Origin of the sequence: Klebsiella sp. 4_1_44FAA, assembly GCF_000238715.1 — a bacterium.
Lineage (GTDB): Bacteria > Pseudomonadota > Gammaproteobacteria > Enterobacterales > Enterobacteriaceae > Klebsiella > Klebsiella pneumoniae.
Genome location: NZ_JH414803.1, coordinates 114,079 through 132,459 on the forward strand (window position 1 = coordinate 114,079; position 18,381 = coordinate 132,459).

At 57.3% G+C, this 18,381-nt stretch carries 14 protein-coding genes, 2 pseudogenes and 1 other annotated feature; of the genes and pseudogenes, 11 read left to right on the forward strand and 5 right to left on the reverse strand.

All coding sequences use genetic code 11. The features are described from left to right. Window positions 1-178: 178 nt before the first annotated feature. From thrL to thrC, 4 genes are all read left to right on the forward strand, one after another. Window positions 179-247 (forward strand): thr operon leader peptide, encoded by a 69-nt coding sequence (gene thrL, locus HMPREF1024_RS29115; RefSeq protein ID WP_004222578.1) that lies wholly within the window; start codon window positions 179-181, stop codon window positions 245-247. After that, window positions 186-303: a sequence feature (Thr leader region), on the forward strand. It overlaps the preceding gene by 62 nt. A 25-nt stretch (window positions 304-328) precedes the next feature. Further along, window positions 329-2,791, forward strand: coding sequence for a bifunctional aspartate kinase/homoserine dehydrogenase I (gene thrA / locus HMPREF1024_RS07710; protein WP_009309175.1), 2,463 nt, complete (start codon window positions 329-331; stop codon window positions 2,789-2,791). A 1-nt stretch (window position 2,792) separates the two neighbouring features. Then, on the forward strand, window positions 2,793-3,722 hold the full coding sequence (gene thrB / locus HMPREF1024_RS07705) for a homoserine kinase (protein WP_009309176.1): 930 nt from the start codon (window positions 2,793-2,795) through the stop codon (window positions 3,720-3,722). A gap of 3 nt (window positions 3,723-3,725) precedes the next feature. Further along, window positions 3,726-5,006, forward strand: a complete 1,281-nt coding sequence (thrC, locus tag HMPREF1024_RS07700; RefSeq protein WP_002887863.1) for a threonine synthase — start codon at window positions 3,726-3,728, stop codon at window positions 5,004-5,006. 48 nt (window positions 5,007-5,054) lie between these two features. On the opposite strand, the gene yaaA is transcribed toward thrC, so the two are convergent. Further along, on the reverse strand, window positions 5,055-5,828 hold the full coding sequence (gene yaaA, locus HMPREF1024_RS07695) for a peroxide stress protein YaaA (RefSeq protein ID WP_009309177.1): 774 nt from the start codon (window positions 5,826-5,828) through the stop codon (window positions 5,055-5,057). Between the two features lie 77 nt (window positions 5,829-5,905). Beyond that, window positions 5,906-7,336, reverse strand: coding sequence for a sodium:alanine symporter family protein (locus HMPREF1024_RS07690; protein ID WP_004204227.1), 1,431 nt, complete (start codon window positions 7,334-7,336; stop codon window positions 5,906-5,908). Between the two features lie 202 nt (window positions 7,337-7,538). Between HMPREF1024_RS07690 and tal the strand changes: the two genes are divergently transcribed. From tal to HMPREF1024_RS07675, 3 genes are all read left to right on the forward strand, one after another. After that, complete coding sequence (tal, locus tag HMPREF1024_RS07685) at window positions 7,539-8,492, forward strand: transaldolase (protein ID WP_004204228.1); 954 nt, start codon at window positions 7,539-7,541, stop codon at window positions 8,490-8,492. 99 nt (window positions 8,493-8,591) lie between these two features. Continuing rightward, window positions 8,592-9,179 carry a molybdopterin adenylyltransferase gene (gene mog, locus HMPREF1024_RS07680; RefSeq protein WP_004204229.1) on the forward strand — a complete coding sequence of 196 codons (588 nt, stop codon included), beginning with the start codon at window positions 8,592-8,594 and terminating at the stop codon, window positions 9,177-9,179. Window positions 9,180-9,298: 119 nt separating this feature from the next. Next, window positions 9,299-10,600, forward strand: a complete 1,302-nt coding sequence (locus HMPREF1024_RS07675) for an MFS transporter (protein WP_009309178.1) — start codon at window positions 9,299-9,301, stop codon at window positions 10,598-10,600. Between the two features lie 56 nt (window positions 10,601-10,656). On the opposite strand, the gene satP is transcribed toward HMPREF1024_RS07675, so the two are convergent. From satP to HMPREF1024_RS07660, 3 genes and pseudogenes are all read right to left on the reverse strand, one after another. Then, window positions 10,657-11,223, reverse strand: coding sequence for an acetate uptake transporter (satP, locus tag HMPREF1024_RS07670; RefSeq protein WP_004204231.1), 567 nt, complete (start codon window positions 11,221-11,223; stop codon window positions 10,657-10,659). Between the two features lie 88 nt (window positions 11,224-11,311). After that, a pseudogene (msyB, locus tag HMPREF1024_RS07665) lies at window positions 11,312-12,060 on the reverse strand (acidic protein MsyB). Between the two features lie 28 nt (window positions 12,061-12,088). Further along, window positions 12,089-12,493 (reverse strand): DUF2541 family protein, encoded by a 405-nt coding sequence (locus HMPREF1024_RS07660; protein WP_009309180.1) that lies wholly within the window; start codon window positions 12,491-12,493, stop codon window positions 12,089-12,091. Window positions 12,494-12,889: 396 nt separating this feature from the next. On the opposite strand from HMPREF1024_RS07660, the gene dnaK reads away from it, so the two are divergent. The 4 genes and pseudogenes from dnaK to nhaR all read left to right on the forward strand — a co-directional run bounded on the left by dnaK (window position 12,890) and on the right by nhaR (window position 18,329). Next, on the forward strand, window positions 12,890-14,806 hold the full coding sequence (dnaK, locus tag HMPREF1024_RS07655; RefSeq protein WP_004204234.1) for a molecular chaperone DnaK: 1,917 nt from the start codon (window positions 12,890-12,892) through the stop codon (window positions 14,804-14,806). Between the two features lie 87 nt (window positions 14,807-14,893). Next, a complete protein-coding gene (dnaJ, locus tag HMPREF1024_RS07650; RefSeq protein ID WP_002887955.1) occupies window positions 14,894-16,027 on the forward strand; it encodes a molecular chaperone DnaJ in 1,134 nt (377 codons plus the stop codon). 176 nt (window positions 16,028-16,203) lie between these two features. Beyond that, a complete protein-coding gene (gene nhaA / locus HMPREF1024_RS07645) occupies window positions 16,204-17,379 on the forward strand; it encodes a Na+/H+ antiporter NhaA (protein WP_017901221.1) in 1,176 nt (391 codons plus the stop codon). A gap of 53 nt (window positions 17,380-17,432) precedes the next feature. After that, a pseudogene (nhaR, locus tag HMPREF1024_RS07640) lies at window positions 17,433-18,329 on the forward strand (transcriptional activator NhaR). Window positions 18,330-18,381 lie beyond the last annotated feature (52 nt).

Consider the following 18,381-nt stretch of genomic DNA (forward strand, 5'->3'; position numbering starts at 1 on the left):
TACTGTTTTTGCGGGAGGTGTTCCGCCAATCTGGGTGTTTTTTCTTGTCGGGGTGGCGCAATACGTAAGCCGGCTGAAATGGGGTTAATTGAGAAATTCATTGACTTAAGACGGCAGATACTTTAACCAATATAGGCAGGACACACAGACAGATAAAAATACAGAGTACACAACATCCATGAATCGCATCGGCATGATTACCACCATTATCACCACCACCATTACCACAGGTAACGGTGCGGGCTGACGCGTACAGGAAACACAGAAAAAAGCCCGCACCTGAACAGTGCGGGCTTTTTTTTTGACAAGAGATCAAGGGGTAAGAACCATGCGAGTGTTGAAGTTCGGCGGTACATCAGTGGCAAATGCGGAACGGTTTCTGCGGGTTGCCGATATTCTGGAGAGTAATGCCAGGCAGGGGCAGGTAGCGACCGTCCTGTCTGCCCCGGCGAAGATCACTAACCATCTGGTAGCGATGATTGAAAAGACCATTGGCGGCCAGGATGCCCTCCCCAATATTGCCGACGCTGAACGCATTTTTGCCGAACTTCTTCAGGGCCTTGCCGACGCCCAGCCCGCTTTCCCGCTCGCCCAGTTGAAAGCCTTTGTTGAGCAGGAGTTTGCTCAGATTAAGCATGTCCTGCACGGTATTAGCCTGCTGGGTCAGTGCCCGGATAGCGTCAATGCCGCGCTGATCTGCCGAGGCGAAAAGCTCTCCATCGCCATCATGGCGGGTCTGCTGGAAGCCCGTGGTCATAAAGTCAGTGTCATTAACCCGGTGGAAAAACTGCTTGCCGTTGGTCACTACATGGAGTCCACGGTCGATATCGCCGAATCCACCCGCCGCATCGCCGCCAGCCAGATCCCGGCAGACCATATGATCCTGATGGCCGGGTTTACCGCTGGCAATGAGAAGGGGGAGCTGGTGGTGCTGGGGCGCAACGGCTCCGACTATTCGGCTGCGGTGCTGGCCGCCTGCCTGCGCGCCGATTGCTGCGAAATCTGGACCGATGTCGACGGAGTGTACACTTGCGACCCGCGCCAGGTGCCGGATGCGCGTCTGCTGAAATCGATGTCTTATCAGGAGGCGATGGAGCTCTCCTATTTTGGCGCGAAAGTGCTGCACCCGCGCACCATCGCCCCTATCGCCCAATTCCAAATCCCATGTCTGATTAAAAATACTGGCAACCCGCAGGCGCCGGGAACGCTCATCGGCGCCAGCCGCGACGAGGACGATCTGCCGGTTAAAGGCATCTCTAACCTCAACAACATGGCGATGTTCAACGTTTCCGGGCCGGGGATGAAAGGCATGGTCGGCATGGCCGCCCGCGTCTTCGCCACCATGTCCCGCGCTGGCATCTCGGTAGTGCTGATCACCCAATCCTCCTCCGAGTACAGCATCAGTTTCTGCGTGCCGCAGAGCGACTGCGCGCGAGCCAAACGGGCGATGGAAGATGAGTTTTACCTCGAGCTGAAAGAGGGGCTGCTGGAGCCGCTGGCCATTATGGAGCGTCTGGCTATTATCTCGGTGGTGGGCGATGGGATGCGCACCCTGCGCGGTATCTCGGCGAAATTTTTTGCCGCGCTGGCCCGCGCCAATATCAATATCGTGGCGATTGCTCAGGGTTCTTCCGAACGCTCCATTTCGGTGGTGGTCAGCAATGACGACGCTACCACCGGCGTGCGCGTGACCCATCAGATGCTGTTCAACACCGACCAGGTGATCGAAGTGTTCGTCATCGGCGTCGGCGGCGTCGGCGGCGCGCTGCTGGAGCAGATCAAACGCCAGCAGGGTTGGCTGAAGAGCAAACATATCGATCTGCGCGTTTGCGGCGTGGCCAACTCTCAGGCGCTGCTGACCAGCGTGCATGGTCTGAATCTGGAAAACTGGAGTGAAGCGCTGGCGGAGGCGAAAGAACCCTTTAATCTTGGCCGCCTGATCCGCCTGGTAAAAGAGTACCACCTGCTGAATCCGGTGATCGTCGACTGTACCTCCAGCCAGGCGGTCGCCGATCAGTACGCCGACTTCCTGCGCGAAGGTTTCCATGTGGTCACGCCGAATAAAAAGGCCAATACCTCTTCACTGGATTACTATCATCAGCTGCGCCACGCGGCGAGCAGCTCGCGCCGCAAGTTCCTCTATGACACGAACGTTGGCGCTGGCCTGCCGGTGATTGAGAACCTGCAGAACCTGCTCAACGCCGGCGATGAACTGCGCCATTTCTCCGGGATCCTTTCCGGTTCGCTGTCGTTTATCTTCGGCAAGCTGGATGAGGGCGTGAGTTTCTCGGCGGCGACGGCAATGGCCCGTGAGATGGGGTATACCGAGCCGGATCCGCGCGACGATTTATCCGGGGTGGACGTCGCGCGTAAGCTGCTGATTCTGGCCCGTGAGACCGGGCGTGAACTGGAGCTGTCGGACATTATCGTCGAGTCGGCGCTGCCGGCGGACTTCGACGCCAGCGGTGATGTCGAGACCTTTATGGCCCGCCTGCCGTCGCTGGATGATGAGTTCGCTTCGCGGATCGCTAAGGCGCGCGATGAAGGTAAAGTCTTGCGCTATGTCGGTAACATCGAAGAGGATGGTACCTGCCGGGTGAAAATTGCCGCCGTTGACGGCAACGATCCGCTGTACAAAGTCAAAAATGGCGAGAACGCGCTGGCCTTTTACAGCCACTATTATCAGCCATTGCCGCTGGTGCTGCGCGGCTATGGTGCCGGGAACGACGTCACGGCGGCCGGCGTATTCGCCGACCTGCTGCGCACCCTTTCCTGGAAGTTAGGAGTTTAAGATGGTCAAAGTATATGCCCCGGCTTCCAGTGCCAATATGAGCGTCGGGTTTGATGTGTTGGGCGCGGCGGTCACGCCGGTCGATGGCACGCTGCTTGGCGACAATGTCACTGTCGAAGCGGCGGAGCAATTTAGCCTGCAGAATCTGGGACGCTTCGCCAGCAAACTGCCGACGGCGCCGCAAGAGAACATTGTTTACCAGTGCTGGGAAAGCTTTTGCCGGGAGATCGGTAAGATGGTGCCGGTGGCGATGACGCTGGAAAAAAACATGCCGATTGGTTCCGGGCTGGGTTCCAGCGCCTGCTCGGTGGTCGCCGCGCTGGTGGCGATGAACGAGTTTTGCGGTAAGCCGCTGAACGAGACGCGCATGCTGGCGCTGATGGGGGAGATGGAAGGGCGTATCTCCGGCAGCATTCACTACGACAACGTGGCGCCGTGCTATCTTGGCGGCATGCAGTTGATGATCGAAGAGAATGGGATTATCAGCCAGCAGGTGCCCGGGTTTGATGAGTGGCTGTGGGTGCTGGCCTATCCGGGGATTAAAGTCTCCACCGCCGAAGCGCGGGCGATTCTGCCGGCGCAGTACCGCCGTCAGGATTGTATCGCCCATGGTCGCCACCTCGCGGGCTTTATTCATGCCTGCTACACCCGCCAGCCGCAGCTGGCGGCAAAATTGATGAAAGATGTGATTGCCGAACCGTACCGAACCAAACTGCTGCCGGGCTTTAGCGAAGCGCGTCAGGCGGCCATGGAGATGGGCGCCCAGGCTTGCGGCATCTCCGGCTCTGGCCCAACGCTATTCGCGTTGTGCGATAAGCCGGACACCGCACAGCGCGTCGCCGACTGGCTTGGCGCGCACTATCTACAGAATCAGGAAGGCTTTGTTCATATTTGCCGGCTGGATACGGCGGGCGCACGCGTAGTGGGATAACCAATGAAACTGTATAACTTAAAAGATCACAATGAGCAGGTCAGCTTTGCGCAGGCCGTTACCCAGGGACTTGGCAAGCATCAGGGCCTGTTCTTTCCGCACGATCTGCCGGAATTCAGCCTGACTGAAATCGACGATATGCTGGCGCAGGACTTTGTCACCCGCAGCGCCAAAATTTTATCCGCCTTTATCGGCGATGAGATCCCGCAGGATGTCCTGCAGCAGCGGGTCCGCGCGGCGTTTGCGTTTCCGGCGCCGGTGAGCAAGGTTCAGGAGGATGTCGGCTGTCTGGAACTGTTCCATGGCCCCACGCTGGCGTTCAAGGATTTCGGCGGCCGCTTTATGGCGCAGATGCTGACCCACATTGCGGGCGACAAGCCGGTCACCATCCTCACGGCGACCTCTGGCGATACTGGTGCGGCGGTGGCGCATGCTTTCTATGGTCTGCCGAACGTTAAGGTGGTGATCCTCTATCCGCGCGGCAAGATCAGCCCGCTGCAGGAGAAGCTGTTCTGTACTCTCGGCGGCAACATCGAAACCGTGGCGATTGACGGCGACTTCGACGCCTGCCAGGCGCTGGTGAAGCAGGCGTTTGACGATGAAGAACTGAAGGCGACGCTGGGGCTGAACTCGGCTAACTCCATTAACATCAGCCGCCTGCTGGCGCAGATCTGCTACTACTTCGAAGCGGCGGCGCAGCTGCCGCAGGAAGCCCGCAATCAGCTGGTGATTTCTGTGCCGAGCGGCAACTTCGGCGATCTGACCGCCGGTCTGCTGGCGAAGTCGCTGGGTCTGCCGATCAAACGCTTTATCGCTGCCACCAACGCCAACGACACTGTTCCGCGCTATCTGCAGGGCGGCGAGTGGGCGCCAAAAGCCACCCAGGCGACGCTGTCCAACGCCATGGACGTCAGCCAGCCGAACAACTGGCCGCGTGTCGAAGAGCTGTTCCGCCGTAAAATCTGGCGTCTCAGCGAGCTGGGCTATGCCGCGGTCGATGATGAGACCACCAAAGCGGCAATGCGCGAGCTGAAGGCCATCGGCTACATCTCTGAGCCGCACGCGGCGATTGCCTGGCGCGCGCTGCGCGATCAGCTGCAGCCGGGAGAGTACGGTCTGTTCCTCGGCACCGCCCATCCGGCGAAGTTCAAAGAGAGCGTGGAGGAGATCCTGCAGGAGACCCTGCCGCTGCCGAAAGAGCTGGCCGACCGCGCCGACCTGCCGCTGCTGTCTCACAACCTGCCGGCGGATTTCGCCGCGCTGCGTAAGCTGATGATGGGCTAAATCCTTACCGTCCCCCTGTCGCGTCGAACGCCGCAGGGGGACGCTTACTTACTGCTCGTGGCGTTTAAACACCAGTTCGCCTTTCTCCGATGCCTCCGCATCAAAGAAATAGCCTTCGCTATTAAAGGATTTCAGCTGCTCCGGCTGGGTTAAGCGATTTTCAATAATGTAGCGGCTCATCAGGCCACGGGCTTTCTTGGCATAGAAGCTGATCACTTTGAATTTGCCGTTCTTCTCATCGAGGAAGACCGGCTTGATCAGCTGGCCCTGCAATTTTTGCGTTTTCACCGATTTAAAATACTCATCGGAAGCCAGGTTGATGACGATATCGTCGCCCTGAGCCTGCAGCGCCTGATTCAGCTTCTCGGTAATGGTATCGCCCCAGAACTGGTACAGATCTTTACCGCGCGGGTTTTCCAGACGGATCCCCATCTCCAGGCGGTAGGGCTGCATCAGGTCCAGCGGGCGCAGCACGCCATACAGGCCGGAGAGCATGCGCAGGTGTCGCTGGGCGAAGTCAAAGTCGTCCTCAGTGAGCGTCTCTGCCTGCAGGCCGGTGTAGACATCGCCCTTAAAGGCGAGGATCGCCTGGCGGGCATTTTGCGGCGTAAAGTCAGGGTGCCAGTCGTGGAAACGGGTGGCGTTCAGATCCGCCAGCTTGTCGCTGATGCTCATCAGCTTGCCGATTTGCGGCGCGGTCAGCTGACGGGCGATGCTGATAAGCTCTTGAGAATACTCGAGGAGTTCGGGCTGGGTATAGCGAGTCGTTGCCAGCGGGCTTTGATAATCGAGCGTTTTAGCAGGTGAAATCAGAATCAGCATATCCAGTCCTTGCAGGTAATTTCGACGAATTTTAACAAAAAAAGTGCATGGTGGGATCGATAGCTGCGATTGCCGCGTTATTCGCGCGGCAGTTCATTCCACGCGCCCGGGGCCAGCTGCTGGTGAATCTCGGGATAGCGCGATGCATCAAAAGTGGGCTGGATGCCCAGCTGGCGCTGACGCAGATAATCACTGGCGATAATTCGCACCGTCGGGGAGAGCAGCAGGATGGCCGTCAGGTTGGTCATCGCCATCAGCGCCATAATGATATCCGCGCTCTGCCAGACGACCGGCAGGCTAACCAGGGTCCCCAACAGCACCATCAGGACGGTGAGTATTCGCAGACCCCAGATATAACGCGGCTTATCCAGATGCAGAAAGATCAGATTATTTTCCGCATACACGTAGTTGGCCACGATAGAGCTAAAAGCGAACAGCAGCACGATGAGGGCGATAAAATCCGCTCCCCAGCCGCCGACCAGCACGCTCATCGCGTGTTGCAAGTCCTGAATACCATTGAGCGTATATTCATTGTCGGGCCGCGGCGCCAGCATGACGATAATCGCGCTGGCGGTACAGATCACGATGGTATCGATAAACACGCCTATCATCTGCACGATACCCTGCGCCGCCGGGTGCGGCGGCCATGAGGCGGCGGCTGCGGCGGCGTTAGGCGAAGAGCCCATCCCTGCTTCATTGGAGAACATGCCGCGCTGAAAGCCGCTGGTCAGCGCCTGGCTGATGGTGTAGCCCACCGCGCCGGCGGCGGCTTCCTGCCAGCCGAAGGCGCAGCGAAAGATGGTGGCGAAAATCGTCGGCAGGGCGGTGATATGCCACAGGCCGATAAGCAGGCTGGTGGCGATCCATAGCAGCGCCATGATGGGCACTATCCACTGCATCAGGCGCGCCACGCCGCGTAAACCGCGGAGGATGGCCAGCAGAACGACAACCGCCAGCACGCCGCCGCTGACCGCCGCCGGTAGATCGAACGCATAGCGCAGGGCATGAGCCACGGAGTTGGCCTGCACGGTATTGAAGATAAAGCCATAGGCCAGCAGCAGGAGGATCGAAAACAGAACGCCCATCCAGCGCATGCCGAGCCCGCGCGCCATATACCAGGCCGGGCCGCCGCGGAACTGACCGCGGCTATCGCGTTCTTTATACAACTGGGCAAGGGAACATTCGGCGAAGCTGCTGGCCATGCCGAGCAGGGCGGAGACCCACATCCAGAATACCGCTCCGGGTCCGCCGGCGGCGATGGCCAGCGTGACGCCGGCAAGATTACCGCTGCCAACCCTGGCGGCAAGACTGGTACATAACGCCTGAAAAGAGGTTAAACCGCCCGGCTGCGGGTGCAGGCTTTTTTTCAGACTGCGGCTAAATTTGCGCACGTAACGGAACTGAATACCCCGGGTTTGCCAGCTAAACCAGATCCCTGCACCCAGTAGCAGATAAATCATCACTGAGCCCCAGAGTATTTCATTGATAAATGAGAGAAAATCAGGCATTAAACATCCTCTTGTCCATGCCGGAACGCCAGTGTAAGCGTTACCAATTAAGTGACAATCCTTGCGCTTTCAGCAAATTAATCTGCATAGTTTATCACACTCTGCGCTCTTCTCTCGTCGGCGGTTGCGCTGACCCGGCAGCGTGTTATCATCTGGGCAGACCGGTTACATCCCCTTAACTGCTGTTTAAGAGAAATATATCATGACGGATAAATTAACTTCTCTGCGTCAGTACACCACTGTCGTCGCTGACACCGGAGATATTGCGGCAATGAAGCTGTATCAGCCTCAGGATGCCACCACCAACCCTTCCCTGATCCTCGGCGCGGCTCAGATCCCTGAGTACCGTAAGCTGATTGACGACGCTGTGGCCTGGGCTCGTAGCCAGAGCAGCGATCGCGCACAGCAGATCCTTGATGCTTCCGACAAGCTGGCGGTGAACATCGGTCTCGAAATTCTGAAACTGATCCCGGGCCGTATCTCCACCGAAGTGGATGCACGTCTCTCCTACGATACTGAAGCGTCTATCGCCAAAGCCAAGCGCATCATCAAGCTGTATAACGACGCGGGCATCAGCAACGATCGTATTTTGATCAAGCTGGCTTCCACCTGGCAGGGCATTCGCGCCGCTGAGCAGCTGGAAAAAGAAGGCATCAACTGCAACCTGACCCTGCTGTTCTCCTTCGCTCAGGCTCGTGCTTGCGCCGAAGCGGGCGTCTTCCTGATTTCGCCGTTCGTTGGTCGTATCCTCGACTGGTACAAAGCCAACACCGATAAGAAAGAGTACGCGCCGGCAGAAGATCCGGGCGTGGTTTCCGTCAGCGAAATCTACGAGTACTACAAGCAGCACGGTTATGAAACCGTAGTGATGGGCGCCAGCTTCCGTAACGTTGGTGAAATTCTCGAACTGGCTGGCTGTGACCGCCTGACCATCGCCCCGGCGCTGCTGAAAGAGCTGTCCGAGAGCGAAGGCGCCGTTGAGCGTAAACTGGTGTATACCGGTGAAGTGAAAGCGCGTCCGGAGCGTATTACCGAATCTGAGTTCCTGTGGCAGCATAACCAGGATCCGATGGCGGTAGACAAACTGGCGGAAGGTATCCGTAAGTTTGCGATCGACCAGGAAAAACTGGAAAAAATGATCGGCGAACTGCTGTAATCCCGCAAGTGGCCGACGCCCGTCGGCCACATTACACTGTCTGTCCCGCCAGCAGCAGTGTATCATTTCGTTTAACGCTACAGTTTGAACGGAATAACCATGAATACCTTACGAATCGGCTTAGTTTCCATTTCCGATCGCGCCTCCAGCGGCGTCTATCAGGACAAAGGCATCCCGGCACTGGAAGAGTGGCTGGCGCGTGCCCTCACTACCCCTTTTGAACTGCAGACTCGCCTGATTCCGGATGAGCAGGTCATTATTGAGCAAACGCTGTGCGAACTGGTTGACGAGATGGGGTGCCACCTGGTGCTGACCACCGGCGGAACCGGCCCTGCGCGTCGCGATGTGACGCCCGACGCCACGCTGGCGATTGCCGATCGCGAGATGCCGGGCTTCGGCGAGCAAATGCGCCAGGTTAGCCTACACTTTGTGCCGACGGCGATCCTTTCCCGGCAGGTCGGGGTGATCCGCAAGCAGGCGCTGATCCTCAATCTACCCGGACAACCGAAAGCGATTCAGGAGACCCTGGAAGGGGTGAAAGATGCTGACGGCAACGTGCTGGTGCACGGTATTTTCGCAAGTGTACCTTATTGTGTACAGTTGCTGGAGGGGCCTTATGTGGAAACCGATGGCCGTGTGGTAGAAGCATTTCGTCCAAAAAGCGCCAGACGCGAAACTTTATCCTGAATTTGATGCATTTGTGACATAACCTGCATCGCTGATGGTGTGCCGTTTTATTTACGATATAGTGCTGTTTACTTTACACACTATAAAATACGCTGCACACCTCAGGATGAAATCGCGTTATGTCATATGCAAACCGACCGCTCAACCGCCAGGATTATAAAACGCTAACGCTGGCCGCCCTTGGCGGCGCGCTGGAGTTTTATGACTTTATCATCTTCGTTTTCTTCGCCGCCGTCGTCGGCGAGCTCTTCTTCCCCGCGGATATTCCGGAATGGCTGCGCCAGGTACAGACCTTTGGCATTTTCGCCGCCGGTTACCTGGCGCGTCCGCTGGGGGGGATCATCATGGCCCACTTTGGCGATCTGGTAGGGCGTAAAAAAATGTTTACCCTCAGCATTCTGCTGATGGCGGTGCCGACCCTGGCGATTGGTCTGCTGCCGACCTACAGCTCGGTGGGCATCGTCGCGCCGCTGCTGTTGCTGCTGATGCGTATTCTGCAGGGGGCGGCGATCGGCGGCGAGGTACCTGGCGCCTGGGTGTTTGTCGCCGAGCATGTTCCGGAAAAACGCATTGGTATCGCCTGCGGCACGCTGACGGCCGGCCTGACCGTAGGCATCCTGCTGGGATCGGTGGTGGCGACGCTTATCAACACCAGCCTGACGCTGCAGGGGATCCACGACGGCGGCTGGCGGATCCCCTTCCTGCTGGGGGGCGTATTTGGCCTGGTGGCGATGTATCTGCGCCGCTGGCTGCAGGAGACGCCGATTTTTCTTGAGATGCAGCAGCGCAAAGCGCTGGCGCAGGAACTGCCGGTAAAGGCGGTCGTCCTCAAGCACCAGAAGGCGGTGGCGGTCTCTATGCTGCTGACCTGGCTGCTGTCGGCAGGCGTGGTGGTGGTGATCCTGATGTCGCCGGTCTGGCTGCAGAAACACTATGGCTTCGCCCCGGCGATGACCCTGCAGGCCAACAGCATTGCCACGATTATGTTGTGCATCGGCTGTCTGCTCGCCGGGCTGGCGGCGGACCGCTTCGGCGCCAGCCGCACCTTTATCGTCGGCAGCCTGCTGCTGGCGGTTGCCAGCTGGGCATTTTATCACCTGTCCGGCGCCAGCCCGCAGCGGCTGTTTCTGCTGTACGGTACGGTGGGACTCTGCGTGGGCGTGGTGGGGGCGGTGCCTTATGTGATGGTGCGGGCCTTCCCGGCGGAAGTGCGCTTCACCGGCATTTCCTTTTCCTACAATCTGTCGTACGCGATTTTTGGCGGCCTGACGCCGATTGCCGTCACGATGCTGATGGGGGTGTCGCCGATGGCCCCGGCCTGGTATGTTCTGGCCTTGTCGCTGATGGGCTTGGGATTAGGTATCTGGCTGCGTCAGGGGCTGACGGCGGCGAGGTTGCCGGAAGGGGAGCTGCAGCGCTAAGCAGGGTTTACCGATGATGACCAGCCGCCGCCCTGTCACAGGGCGGCGGCGGAAGATTAACGCGGTTCGCCGATCGGCAACACGGTGCGGCCGAACTGCTCGTTCAGCACTTCGCCCATCGCCAGGTAAATGGCGCTGGCGCCGCAGATCAGGCCGATCCAGCCGGCTACTTTCACGATGCCTTCGTTATCTACCAGATGCCCAATCGCCAGCAGCGCGAACAGCACCGTCAGGCTCAGGAACACGAACTGCAGCATACGTGCGGCTTTCAGCGTGCCGAAGAACATGAACAACGTAAAAATACCCCACAGGCCGAGATACATGCCGAGGAAGTGCGCGTTCGGCGCATCAGCCAGGCCCATTTTCGGCATCAGAAGGATAGCAACCAGCGTCAGCCAGAAGCTGCCGTAGGAGGTAAAAGCGGTCAAGCCAAAGGTGTTGCCTTTTTTGTATTCCAGCAGGCCGGCAAAAATTTGCGCAATGCCACCGTAAAAAATGCCCATCGCCAGGATAGCTACATCGAATGCGAAGAGGCCGCTATTCGCCAGGTTAAGCAGAATAGTGGTCATGCCGAAGCCCATAAGGCCCAGCGGTGCCGGATTAGCCAACTTAGTGTTGCCCATAATTCCTCAAAATTATCATTAAAAGGGAAGCATTACCCCGCGACTTGGCGGCGGGGCGCGGCATAATAATGAGGCGCGTAAAGGCTGTCTATGATCTGGCGGGGTATTTTTCACCAATTTCAGTTGCGCCCGACGACGAGTGGAGTATTTGTCGTAAACAGGCAATTTGCAGGACCGCGGGGATGGTGACCCGATAAGCGCTGCCGCTCACCGCTTTCACGCTGTTCAGCGCGGCGCCAAGCGGCCCCCCAGCCCGGCGCCGCGTACCAGGCCATGACCGATGACGCTCACGGCGGCGTGCGTGCGCAGGATGGCGGTTAACCGCTCATCCAGTAGCAGGGCAACGCCTTCACTCAGCTTGCGGCGTCTCAACAGATGGGGCAGCAGGCTTTCCAGCTCAAGACTCCGGCACTCCACCGCGGCGAGAAACTGCGTTTTTTGTGCCGCATCCAGCTTATTCCAGCTGTGCTGCAGAAAATGCGTCAACAACTGTTGCTCAATCTGCGGCGTCGTCATCTGTTTATCGACCTTTGCCTTCAGCCTCTTACACACATCCAGCAGGATGGCGCGATAAAATTTGCCATGGCGGCGCAGCGTATTGGCGATGCTGTCGCCGCCGAAATGCTGTAGCTCGCCGGCGATCAACTGCCAGTTGCGGCGATAGCGCTCCGGGTGGCCCTCCATAGACAGAAAGGTTTCGTTGCGCAGCAGCGTACTGGAGAGACGGGGTTTGCCATTTTCCCCGTGGGTCAGAATACGGGTAAACGCTTCCAGATGCGCCTCGCTGCACTCAGGCAGAAAGGCGAGATCGTCATCATCCAGATAATTAATACGCATAACGTTTTCTCTCGGGCAGGGGACGACGTTAGTCGTCGCCGATAATTTTCAGTGAGGCCATATCTGAGGAGTTGACCGTCTGGCCGGAGAAGGCGATTTTTTTCACACAGCGCTTGTTGTCGTTATCGCTGTTGAGGGTGATCCAGCCGGTGGTGTTGCCCTCTTTGATCCCGGCGGGCACGTTCAGCGTGTGGCTGGCGCCGTGGCTGGCCTTAAAGTAGACGGTTGCTCCGGAGAGCTGTATATCGCCGCGCTCGGCGCTGAGCTGAATACGTTTGACCACCCGGCAGACGGGGAGCTTCAGCGTCAGATCGTTGGTCTCATTGCGCGGCATGGCGATCACGCCGAGGATCTTATGGTCGTTGGCGGCCGCCGAGGTGATAACTGACACGCTAAGGATAAGCCCCGCTGAAAGCCGGAATAGTGATTTCATTAATCTGTCCCCTGAATAAGTAAAGTGCGAGGGCGGGGATCTTATCACTGCGAAAACGGGGCTTTTAGCGCACAAGTATTGCGTTTTATGTCAATGATATTATGAATATATTTGGTTATTTTATTCGTTATTTATATGGATGTTTCGCCATCTTTTTTGCCGCCCGGCAACATCGTTTGCTGAGCCATCGGCGACAGGGGGCGAGGGCGTCGGCTGGTACCCGGCAAAAAATTTTTCTACTTGCCCCTTGATGCCGGAGTGGGCGACCCCATCTTGTAGTCAACCGCAGTGAAGAACCTGAAAAAAAATGATGTCTGGGCAGTTGAAACCGCAGGTTTCGCCCTTATTACAGGTTCACAACCACATGTTGATCGAATTTTTAGTGGAGACGTTTAGATGGGTAAAATTATTGGTATCGACCTGGGTACTACCAACTCTTGTGTAGCGATTATGGATGGCACTACTGCACGCGTGCTGGAGAACGCCGAAGGCGATCGCACCACGCCTTCTATCATTGCCTATACCCAGGATGGTGAAACTCTGGTTGGTCAGCCGGCTAAACGTCAGGCAGTGACAAACCCGCAAAACACCCTGTTTGCGATTAAACGCCTGATTGGCCGCCGCTTCCAGGACGAAGAAGTTCAGCGTGACGTTTCTATCATGCCATACAAAATTGTTGCCGCAGACAATGGCGACGCATGGCTGGATGTGAAAGGCACCAAAACGGCACCGCCGCAGATCTCTGCTGAAGTGCTGAAAAAAATGAAGAAAACGGCTGAAGATTACCTGGGTGAACCGGTAACTGAAGCGGTTATCACCGTACCGGCTTACTTCAACGATGCGCAGCGTCAGGCCACCAAAGATGCTGGCCGTATCGCCGGTCTGGAAGTCAAACGTATCATCAACGAACCGACCGCGGCCGCGCTGGCGTACGGTCTGGATAAAGAAGTGGGCAACCGTACTATCGCGGTTTACGACCTCGGTGGTGGTACTTTCGATATCTCTATTATCGAAATCGACGAAGTGGATGGCGAAAAAACCTTCGAAGTACTGGCGACCAACGGTGACACCCACCTGGGCGGCGAAGACTTCGATACCCGTCTGATCAACTACCTCGTTGATGAATTTAAGAAAGATCAGGGCATTGACCTGCGCAACGACCCGCTGGCGATGCAGCGTCTGAAAGAAGCCGCTGAGAAAGCGAAGATTGAACTGTCTTCTGCTCAGCAGACCGACGTTAACCTGCCGTACATCACTGCAGATGCGACCGGTCCGAAACACATGAACATCAAAGTGACTCGCGCGAAACTGGAAAGCCTGGTAGAAGACCTGGTTAACCGTTCCATCGAGCCGCTGAAAGTAGCCCTGCAGGATGCCGGTCTGTCCGTTTCCGATATCAACGACGTGATCCTCGTTGGTGGTCAGACTCGTATGCCGATGGTGCAGAAGAAAGTGGCCGAGTTCTTTGGTAAAGAACCGCGTAAAGACGTTAACCCGGATGAAGCCGTGGCGATCGGTGCTGCCGTTCAGGGCGGTGTACTGACTGGCGATGTGAAAGACGTTCTGCTGCTCGACGTGACCCCGCTGTCGCTGGGTATCGAAACCATGGGCGGCGTGATGACTGCGCTGATCAGCAAAAACACCACCATCCCGACCAAGCATAGCCAGGTGTTCTCTACCGCTGAAGACAACCAGTCTGCGGTCACCATCCATGTGCTGCAGGGTGAGCGTAAACGCGCGTCTGATAACAAATCTCTGGGTCAGTTCAACCTGGATGGTATCAACCCGGCGCCGCGCGGCATGCCGCAGATCGAAGTGACCTTTGACATCGATGCTGACGGTATCCTGCACGTCTCCGCGAAAGACAAAAACAGCGGTAAAGAGCAGAAGATCACCATCAAAGCGTCTTCCGGTCTGAATGAAGAAGAAATTCAGAAAATGGTTCGCGAAGCGGAAGCTAACGCCGAATCTGACCGTAAGTTCGAAGAGCTGGTACAGACCCGCAACCAGGGCGACCATCTGCTGCACAGCACTCGCAAGCAGGTTGAAGAAGCAGGCGATAAACTGCCGGCTGACGACAAAACTGCCATCGAGTCTGCGCTGACCGCGCTGGAAACTTCGCTGAAAGGTGAAGACAAAGCGGACATCGAAGCGAAAATGCAGGCGCTGGCGCAGGCTTCCCAGAAGCTGATGGAAATCGCCCAGCAGCAGCATGCTCAGCAGCAGGCGGGTTCCGCTGACGCTCAGGCGAGCAACGCGAAAGACGACGATGTTGTCGACGCTGAGTTCGAAGAAGTGAAAGATAAAAAATAATCGCCCTTTGAACGGGTAAAACACTGGCACGGGCGAAGAGGTTTCCTCTCCGCCCGTGCACGCATGTTAAGGGGCTGAAAAACACCGATGGCAAAGCAAGATTACTACGAGATTTTAGGCGTCTCCAAAACAGCGGAAGAGCGTGAAATCAAAAAGGCTTATAAGCGCCTGGCCATGAAGTATCACCCGGACCGCAACCAGGGTGATAAAGAGGCCGAAGCCAAATTTAAAGAAATCAAAGAAGCGTATGAAATCCTGACTGATGCCCAGAAGCGTGCGGCCTACGATCAGTACGGCCACGCGGCCTTTGAACAGGGCGGCATGGGCGGCGGTGGCGGTTTTGGCGGCGGTGCGGACTTCAGCGATATCTTTGGCGATGTTTTCGGCGATATCTTTGGCGGCGGACGTGGCCGGCAGCGCGCGGCGCGCGGCGCCGATCTCCGTTACAACATGGAGCTGACGCTGGAAGAAGCGGTACGTGGCGTCACCAAAGAGATCCGTATTCCGACGCTGGAAGAGTGCGACGTCTGCCACGGCAGCGGCGCCAAAGCAGGCAGCAAACCGCAAACCTGTCCGACCTGTCATGGCGCAGGCCAGGTACAGATGCGTCAGGGCTTCTTTGCGGTACAGCAGACCTGTCCGCACTGTCAGGGACGCGGTACGCTGATTAAAGATCCGTGCAATAAATGTCATGGTCACGGCCGCGTTGAGAAGACCAAAACCCTGTCGGTTAAAATCCCGGCGGGCGTGGATACCGGAGACCGGATCCGTCTGGCGGGCGAAGGTGAAGCCGGCGAGCATGGCGCACCGGCAGGCGATCTGTACGTTCAGGTCCAGGTGAAGCAGCACGCTATCTTTGAGCGTGAAGGCAACAACCTGTACTGCGAAGTGCCGATCAACTTCACCATGGCTGCGCTGGGCGGCGAGATTGAGGTCCCGACGCTCGACGGCCGCGTCAATCTCAAGATTCCGGGCGAAACCCAGACCGGCAAACTGTTCCGCATGCGCGGCAAAGGCGTGAAATCCGTTCGCGGCGGCGCGCAGGGCGATCTGCTGTGCCGGGTGGTGGTGGAGACGCCGGTGGGGCTGAACGAGAAGCAGAAGCAGCTGCTGAAAGAGCTACAGGAAAGCTTCGGCGGCCCGACCGGGGAAAACAACAGCCCGCGTTCGAAAAGCTTCTTTGACGGTGTGAAGAAGTTCTTCGACGATTTGACCCGCTAATTCCGCTTTCGCTGACTCCTGGCCCGGGCCTTTGCTGCCCGGGCTTTTTTTGTCTTATCGCTCCTCTTTTATTCGTAAAAATCGAATGTTTGCTCAACTTAAATCTGATTTTTTCGAGTTATCAGTTTGTGTATTATGCTTTTATCGAGTTATTCACCAACAGGATGAAAGTAAAAGTGAAACATCTGCAACGATTCTTCAGTAGCGATGCTTCCGGCGGCATTGTCTTAATCATCGCCGCGGTGCTGGCGATGGTCATGGCAAATACCAGCGTGACCAGCGGTCTGTATCACTCCTTCCTTGATACGCCTGTACAGCTGCGGGTGGGGGCGCTGGAGATCAACAAGAATATGCTGCTCTGGATCAATGATGCCCTGATGGCGGTGTTCTTCTTGCTGATTGGCCTGGAGGTCAAACGCGAGCTGATTCAGGGCTCGCTGGCGAGTCGTCGTCAGGCGGTCTTTCCGGTGATTGCCGCGCTCGGCGGGATGATCGTCCCGGCGCTGGTCTATCTGGCCTTTAACGCTCAGGATCCTGTCGCCAGAGAGGGATGGGCGATCCCGGCAGCGACGGATATTGCCTTTGCCCTTGGCGTGCTGGCGCTGTTAGGCAGCCGCGTCCCGACGGCGCTAAAGATTTTCCTGATGGCGCTGGCGATCATTGATGACCTGGGGGCTATCGTGATTATCGCGCTGTTTTATACCCACGACCTGTCAATGCTCTCGTTGGGCGTGGCGGCGGCGGCGATTGCGGTGCTGGTGGCCCTGAATCTGAGCGGCGTGCGGCGCACTGGGATCTATATTCTGGTCGGCGCGGTGCTGTGGACGGCGGTGCTGAAGTCCGGCGTTCACGCGACGCTTGCCGGGGTCATCGTCGGCTTTATGATTCCGTTACAGGAAAAGCAGGGTAAATCCCCGGCCAAAGCGCTTGAGCATGTCCTGCACCCGTGGGTCGCGTTTATGATCCTACCGCTGTTTGCCTTTGCCAACGCGGGTGTCTCGTTGCAAGGGGTCACACTTGATGGACTGACGTCGCTGCTGCCTCTGGGCATCATGGCCGGCCTGTTTATCGGTAAGCCGCTGGGGATCAGCCTGTTCTGCTGGCTGGCCCTGAAGCTGAAGTGGGCCTCGCTGCCGGAGGGGACCACCTGCGGGCAGATTATGGCGGTGGGGATCCTGTGCGGGATTGGCTTTACGATGTCGATTTTTATCGCCAGTCTCGCCTTTGGCAACGTGGATCCCGCGTTGATCAACTGGGCCAAGCTTGGCATCTTGATCGGCTCAGTGTTATCGGCCGTCACCGGATACCTCATACTGCGTCAGCGCGCGACGGATACTCGCCTCGCGGTATAACCTTTCTGCGGAGGGCCTCTCCGGCCCTCCAGGACATTATCAGGGAGAGAAGCATGTCACATATCAACTACAACCATCTGTACTACTTCTGACACGTCTATAAAGAAGGGTCTGTCGTGGGCGCGGCGGAGGCGCTGTTTCTGACGCCGCAGACCATTACCGGGCAGATCAAAGCGCTGGAGGAACGTCTGCAGGGTAAATTATTCAAGCGCAAGGGAAGAGGGCTGGAGCCGAGCGAGCTCGGGGAGTTGGTCTTCCGCTATGCCGACCGGATGTTTACCCTGAGCCAGGAGATGCTCGACATCGTCAACTATCGCAAAGAGTCTAATCTGCTGTTTGACGTCGGCGTGGCCGATGCGCTCTCGAAGCGGCTGGTCAGCGGCGTGCTGGATGCCGCCGTTGTCGAAAGCGAGCAGATTCATCTGCGCTGTTTTGAATCCACCCATGAGCTGCTGCTGGAGCAGTTGAGCCAGCATAAGCTCGATATGATTATCTCTGACTGCCCGATCGACTCGACGCAGCAGGAAGGGCTGTTTTCGGTGAAGATTGGCGAGTGTAGCGTCAGCTTCTGGTGTATGAACCCGGCGCCGACGAAGCCGTTCCCGGCTTGTCTCGAAGAGCGACGGCTGCTAATCCCCGGCCGACGATCGATGCTGGGACGTAAGCTGCTGAACTGGATTAATGTGCAGGGTCTGAAGGTGGAGATTCTCGGCGAGTTTGACGACGCGGCGCTCATGAAAGCCTTTGGCGCTGCGCATAATGCGATATTTGTCGCGCCGACGCTCTACGCGCATGATTTCTATCATGATGAATCGATTGTCGAAATTGGCCGCATGGATAGCGTGATGGAGGAGTATCACGCTATTTTCGCCGAACGGATGATTCAGCATCCGGCGGTACAGCGCATCTGCAATCGCGATTATTCGTCGCTGTTTACTGAACCCAGATAGCCGGAAAGCGTGGCTGGCGTGGCTCAGGTCGCGCCAGGGCGGGGAAGATGAC